At 37.5% G+C, this 6,343-nt stretch carries 5 protein-coding genes; 3 read left to right on the forward strand and 2 right to left on the reverse strand.

Going from position 1 to position 6,343, the window contains the following annotated elements; translation table 11 throughout:
* The first annotated feature begins 247 nt into the window (after positions 1-247).
* On the forward strand, positions 248-1,429 hold the full coding sequence (locus tag GNE10_RS30675) for a hypothetical protein (RefSeq protein ID WP_185569603.1): 1,182 nt from the start codon (positions 248-250) through the stop codon (positions 1,427-1,429).
* Positions 1,430-1,520: 91 nt separating this feature from the next.
* Here GNE10_RS30675 and sfsA read toward each other — a convergent pair whose 3' ends face one another.
* Entirely contained in the window at positions 1,521-2,255 is a 735-nt protein-coding gene (sfsA, locus tag GNE10_RS30680) for a DNA/RNA nuclease SfsA (RefSeq protein WP_185569611.1), read from the reverse strand.
* 388 nt (positions 2,256-2,643) lie between these two features.
* On the opposite strand from sfsA, the gene GNE10_RS30685 reads away from it, so the two are divergent.
* Both GNE10_RS30685 and GNE10_RS30690 read left to right on the forward strand, forming a co-directional pair.
* Complete coding sequence (locus GNE10_RS30685) at positions 2,644-3,312, forward strand: 2OG-Fe dioxygenase family protein (protein ID WP_185569605.1); 669 nt, start codon at positions 2,644-2,646, stop codon at positions 3,310-3,312.
* A 299-nt stretch (positions 3,313-3,611) separates the two neighbouring features.
* Positions 3,612-4,979: a cytochrome P450 gene (locus GNE10_RS30690; protein WP_185569607.1), complete on the forward strand. Its 1,368-nt coding sequence runs from the start codon at positions 3,612-3,614 to the stop codon at positions 4,977-4,979.
* A 432-nt stretch (positions 4,980-5,411) separates the two neighbouring features.
* Here GNE10_RS30690 and GNE10_RS30695 read toward each other — a convergent pair whose 3' ends face one another.
* Positions 5,412-6,086 (reverse strand): HAD family hydrolase, encoded by a 675-nt coding sequence (locus tag GNE10_RS30695; protein ID WP_185569609.1) that lies wholly within the window; start codon positions 6,084-6,086, stop codon positions 5,412-5,414.
* Between the last annotated feature and the right edge of the window lie 257 nt (positions 6,087-6,343).

A 6,343-nucleotide genomic window follows, 5' to 3' on the forward strand; every position in this document is an offset into this window, starting at 1 on the left:
CATATACATAGGGAATAAATATATATGCAAACATAAAAATATTTTTATAGGCAAGAAAGATATTTTTAATGCATGAGACTTTACATACTAATATTTAATATTTAAAATATTACTGTACAGCACCAATGTGCCTAAGTTAAACAATTTGTATAAATAACTTTTTGTTTGATGATGGTAGCTTTTTTGCTGGATTATGTATTAATACTTAAATTCTATCGAGCTGGTATAAAATATACCATTGTAGTTTATGAATATAAAATCATCTGAAAAAGCAGAAGTAATTGAGATTGTTCATGATTATGCGGACATTTACATTACGTGTGATAAACAACCTGATGCTGACTATTTCTATGGTGGTACGAGGATAGTTAGTTGGGATGCTGAGCTTTCACAAATTGATACGGCTCTCAAAAGGTTAATGTTCTATGAAAGTAAGATAAAAAATCAATTAATTAATATTGCGATTAGAAATAATTTATTATCTAGTTACGTTGAACAATTACCAAAAGGATTTATAGAAAGCATAGTTGGTGGCGCTCGCTGCATTATCAAACCCAGAAATCAAGAAATTGCTACTATTTTAAATAATCGAGATCGTATTGAATTTAATGCAGTAATTTCAAAGATATTTCAGTCAATTGGACAAGTACTTAACAAAGAAAATGGAAGAATTAAATTAACACCTGATTTTGGACGTTTTGCAGACCTTTCAGATACATTGGCAAAATTTACTCCTCATGTATTAGGTGTTAGTGCTAAAGATGGTGGATGTGGGGGAAAGTCTTCATATACCACAACAGGAATAATCACAGCGTTTGAACAAACAGAGATATCTAAGCAAAAAGAAACTAATTTGACCTTAATAGGTTCTGCTGGTGAACTGGGCAGTGATATGCTTAGATATTTTTTAAGAAAAGAATTCAATAATATTGCAGTTTGTGATTTAGCATATGAAACTGATAATTTTCCTAATTCTACACAGTTTAGTAACATCACTGTGCTACCTTCTCAAAGAGGTAAATTTACAGATACTTGTTTAAGACAAGGAGGAATAATAGTAACAACAACTGTTGGAGAGGAATTAGAAAACTCCAATTGGCAAATTATTCCTCCAGGAACTTTTTTATTATTAGCACACAACCTTGCTATACCTCCTTCCCAAGAAGGCATAAAACTTATGCAAGCTATTGCACGACTTGATATTATTGCTATACCAGGTCAGTTACTAACATTAGGAGGAGCTTTAACCTCAAGGTTAGAGTGGTATTGGCGACAATCTCATCCAGGTCAAGCTTTTAACAAACCATTAGCTCACGCGATTGTTAGAGATGTAGTTAGCTTTTGGATTGACAAGATTATGAATGCTTCTGAGGTACTGAAACTAACACCATACGAAGTAATGCTTTACTATCTTGATATAGATTTATAACGCTTTTTGTGTTACTTGAAGTGATTGCTAATTAACGATTATTAGCAATAGCTTTAGTTGTTAGGGAAAAAGCGATTACTGCCACACCACATCAACCATCAACCATTTTCAATTTTGCTAAACCCAAATAACGGATACCTTCGGGGGAAATATCAAAACGGCAAGGTAGCACTTCTAAACCAAGAGCGATCGCCTGCCGCAATAACATACTATATACTGGGTCAGTGCGATCGCCAGGTGAAAATTCAGTACAATCACCCCGATTGATAAAATAAAGCATCACCCCACGAGTTAAAGGTAACAGCGCCATTAATTCCCGCAAGTGTTTTTGTCCTCTGGTAGTTTCTGTATCTGGAAATAAAGCTAACCTTCCATCACAGAAAGTTGTATTTTTTACTTCTAAATAAATTGGCCGTTCCTCAACATTTCCTGTTAAGAAAAAATCTACTCGACTTTTGTTATCTACTCCATAAACCACCTCAGTTTTGATGTGGTTATAATCACCCAATTCTGGAAAAAGATGTTTTACCAAAGCTAACTTTACCACCCGATTAGGCAAAAGAGTATTCACACCCACCCAAGTCGGATCGTTGTCATTGACCTGAATTAGTTCTAAAGTGTAAGCCAATTTGCGCTTTGGATTATCACTTTTAGAAAGCTGTACCGCACTTAGAGGAGTCGATACTCCAGTCATCGGCCCTGTATTTGGACAATGTGCTGTCACTATCTCGCCAGAAGTCAGTTGAACGTCCACAAAAAACCGCTTGTAGCGTTTTAGCAAAATACCTGAATATAAAGGCGGGTAACGGTAAAGCCAATCACTCATCATCAAACTTTGTAGCTGCACTCAATAGAGTAGCTTGAAAATAGAGTTGATTGATGACGGATAACGGTTGATGGTTGACGGATGACTGATGATGGTTGAGTAGGGGCGTACAGCCGTACGCCCCTACCCATCTATCTGTATCAGGTATTCCACTTTCCATATTCAAAATAGATACTAACGTGATAAATAATACAATGATTACATAAAATATTTCTTTCCCAGTCAACAGTCATCAGTCATCACTCAACAATCATTTCAATACCATACATTGTCAATTTTTGTAGTCAAATTTACGACAGTTTAATAAATAGTAGCATATACTAAGTGTCATAACCCTCCCAGTAAACAACAATTCGGGAGAAATTCAACGTGCAAGGAGGTAAATCCTATGCAAAAAATATGGACATCAAGGGAATTAGAATATGCTTTTCTGTTTACTTTAAGAAAAGTAAATTCAATTAATGTAGAAGGTTTTAAGCCATTTTTTCAAAACCTGCCTATCGACCCTTATATTAAAGGCAACTATCGTTCCAGAAGATTATCTCGGTTCATAGTTACTGAGGATAAATTAATCAAATTACCTCATGGCTACCTTTTTCAAAGTAAAGAATATAATCCGTTATTGGGAGACATCAAAAGAGAGTTTGCAGAATTAGAAGATGCACTAATTGAACTTGATATTTTTAGAGATTTGATTTTAGCATTTCATGATTCTTGTAAACTTCATCCAGAAGCAGAAATTGGAGTTCATCAAATCAGAACCATTTGTTCGCCTGATAATTTAGGTAACCCTGCACCTGAAGGTATCCATCAAGATGGTACTGATTTTATTGGTATTTTCTCTGTGGATCGAGACAATATTCAAGGTGGAGAAACACATTTATATGCTGCAAAAAAACAAAAGCCTGTGTTTAGCAAAGTTCTAAATCCTGGAGAACTTTTATTGGTCAATGACCATGAATTTTTCCACTTTACAAGTCCTATCAAACCAGAAATTGAAGCTCAAGGAAGTAGGGATGTGTTCGTACTCACTTCTCCTAGCTTATTAACAGAATAAATTTAATATTAAATAATTTAACTGCGTTGGTTGGACTGTAAATATTTTCCCAGTAGAGAGATATGACAGAATTCAAAAATAAGACAGGATTTATACCTTGCTTTGAGTGAAAGCTCGTATGCTTAGCTTGAATCTGTTGTATGACAATCCTAGTTAATTTGTAAAACTTGCAGTGTTAAGAAACCCGATTTCTGAATGAAGTCGGGTTTCTCATTTTCATGAATAGATGGTCGCCATCGATAGTCTCTAATTTTAGTTTTGCTAAGTTATTGTAAATGAAATGGATCGGAGTATTTGTCATGAAACAGCCAGCAACCCCACAAATTCCAAAAATTATACAACTGCTTCAGTGGGTTTTTAATCCTTTAAAACTCATGGAAACATCTGCAAAGGCGTATGGCGAATGTTTTTCGCTACAGCTAACGAGTAGTAAACCACTAGTATTGTTTAGTAATCCCCAAGCAATCCAGCAGCTTTTTACCAGTTCATTGGAACAATTAGACGCTAAAGGTTCGGCACAACTTTTACAACCTTTATTGGGTGAAAACTCATTAATATTGTTATCTGGTGAATCTCATCAACGGCAACGGCGATTATTGACTCCGCCTTTTCATGGCGATCGCATGAAAGCCTACGGTCAAATTATCACCAATATCACTCATGAAATCATCAGTAAATGGAAAATTGGCGAACCTTTTTCTATCCGTGACTCCATGCAGGAAATCTCCCTAAAAGTAATTCTCCAAGCTGTATTTGGTCTAAATCAAGGAGAACGTTTAACAAAATTGCAAGGACTGTTGCGTTCCGTTCTGGAGTTATCCGGTTCTCCCTTGCGTGCTTCCATAACATTTTTTCCCATACTGCAAGTAGATTTGGGTAACTGGAGTCCTTGGGGGATATTTTTGCGTCAAATGCAACAAATTGACGAACTCCTCTACAGCGAAATTCAAGAACGCAGAGATCGTCCAGATGCTTCTCGTAGCGATATCCTCTCCTTGATGATGTCAGCACGCGATGTTAATGGCGAACCAATGACTGATGTCGAATTGCGCGATGAATTAATGACTTTGTTAGTCGCCGGTCACGAAACCACCGCTTCAGCTTTGACATGGGCAATTTATTGGATTCACCATTTGCCAGAAGTACGAGAAAAGCTGCTCACTGAGTTAGATAATGTGAATGAGAATGCTGATTGGAATGACATTTCTCGCTTACCTTATCTAACAGCGGTATGCCAAGAGACACTCCGCATTTACCCGATTGTCATGCTGACTATCCCTCGCATAGTCAAGAAACCGATAGAAATTATGGGCTATGAATTCCAACCGGGGACATTATTAACAGGTTCTATATATTTAATGCATCACCGCGAAGATTTATATCCAGAACCAAATCAGTTTAAGCCAGAGCGATTTTTACAACGCCAGTATTCACAGTATGAATATTTACCCTTTGGTGGCGGTAATCGTACCTGTATTGGTATGGCATTTGCAATGTTTGAAATGAAATTAGTATTAGCAACAGTGCTATCACAAATCAATTTAGCATTAGTTGACAATTATCCAGTGAAACCAATGCGTCGCGGCATAACTTTAGGCCCTTCTGGCGGTAAGTGGTTAATTGCAACCAGTCAGCGACAAAAGGTGAAAACTCCTGTGGGTGTGTAATTTTAGAAGAATTCAGAATTCAGGAGTCAGAATTCAGGAGTCAGAATTCAGAATTCAGGAGTCAGAATTCAGAATTCAGAATTCAGCAAACAAGCGTAGTTTAACGCCGTAAGTAGAACAACTTGAAACAACCAAACTATGTTCAGTAATGTAAAGATAATAAGATTTAGTTCGTAGTAAGGACTTTAGTCCTTTTTTGAGAATTTTAGTTCTCACTACAAACCTTTAATTATTTACCCTGTTCTACTTACACATCGCCTAATACCAATTCTTCATGAAGCTGCATAGAACTTTACCCCTCCCCAACCCTCCCCTTGGCAAGGGGAGGGTGCGCGTTAGCGCGGGTGGGGTTTTTGTATGCGTCTTCATATTAAATTGGTATAAAATCATTCTAGAAAGTGCGATCGCAATTCTGACTCCTGACTCCTAAATTCATACTTCCAAATTTGCACCTAAAACAGAAGAGTCATAGTGCTGTAGCAAATTTTGTGGGTCATCATAAATTGCAACCGCTTGAGATAGTTGTTCATCGCTAAAGCCACCGCAGCGTAAAGCAATCACACCTACCCCTGCTTTGCCAGCAGATTCAATATCGTAGGGAGAATCTCCTAGCATTACTACTTTATCGGGTGTCAATTGCCCTTTTTTCAAAGCTGCTTGTACAATGTCGGGAGCGGGTTTAGATGCTTCGGCATCATCGGATGTAGTGACTTCTGTTAGCAAATCCTCTACTTGGGCAATTTTGAGCATAATCTCAAGTTCTTGAGAACTGGCTGAACTGGCAACAACCAAATGCAATCCCGATTTTTGCATTTTTAATATTAATTCTCTGCTACCCTTGGCAGCTGTAATTTGCGGTATGTATTTATCAAATAATAGTTGTTTGCGTAAATCGGCGATCGCTTTACCAGTTCCTTCTTCACCATTTAATTCTGGTACTACTTTGGGAATAAGTTGGTCTCCCCCCATACCCATAAGCGGTCTAACTTTTTCAAATGGCACCTCGAAGTTATAACCTGCAAATGCTTCCACCCAAGAATTTGCATGACTATCATTACTTAAAACCAGCGTGCCATCAATATCTAAAATCACCCCTTCTAATGCCATGAAAAACCTCGCCCTTTGATTTCATAGCTGATGATGGCATGACAAATCAGGTTATATCATCGTCCCAACAGCAGAGAAGGAGGTTAGAGAAAAAATGGCGATCGCTTATAATTATCTGCAATTGCGCTTGCCGTTCGAGACACTTGGGCGATCGTACAGCGCCGGAGACAGACCCTAACAAAGCTTGTAAAATTTGTTATATCATAACCGCCTAATCACTTATCAAAAAAAACTCCCCACCTCCCCACCTCCCCACC

This window comes from Nostoc sp. 2RC (genome assembly GCF_014222165.1).
Classification (GTDB): domain Bacteria; phylum Cyanobacteriota; class Cyanobacteriia; order Cyanobacteriales; family Nostocaceae; genus Nostoc; species Nostoc linckia.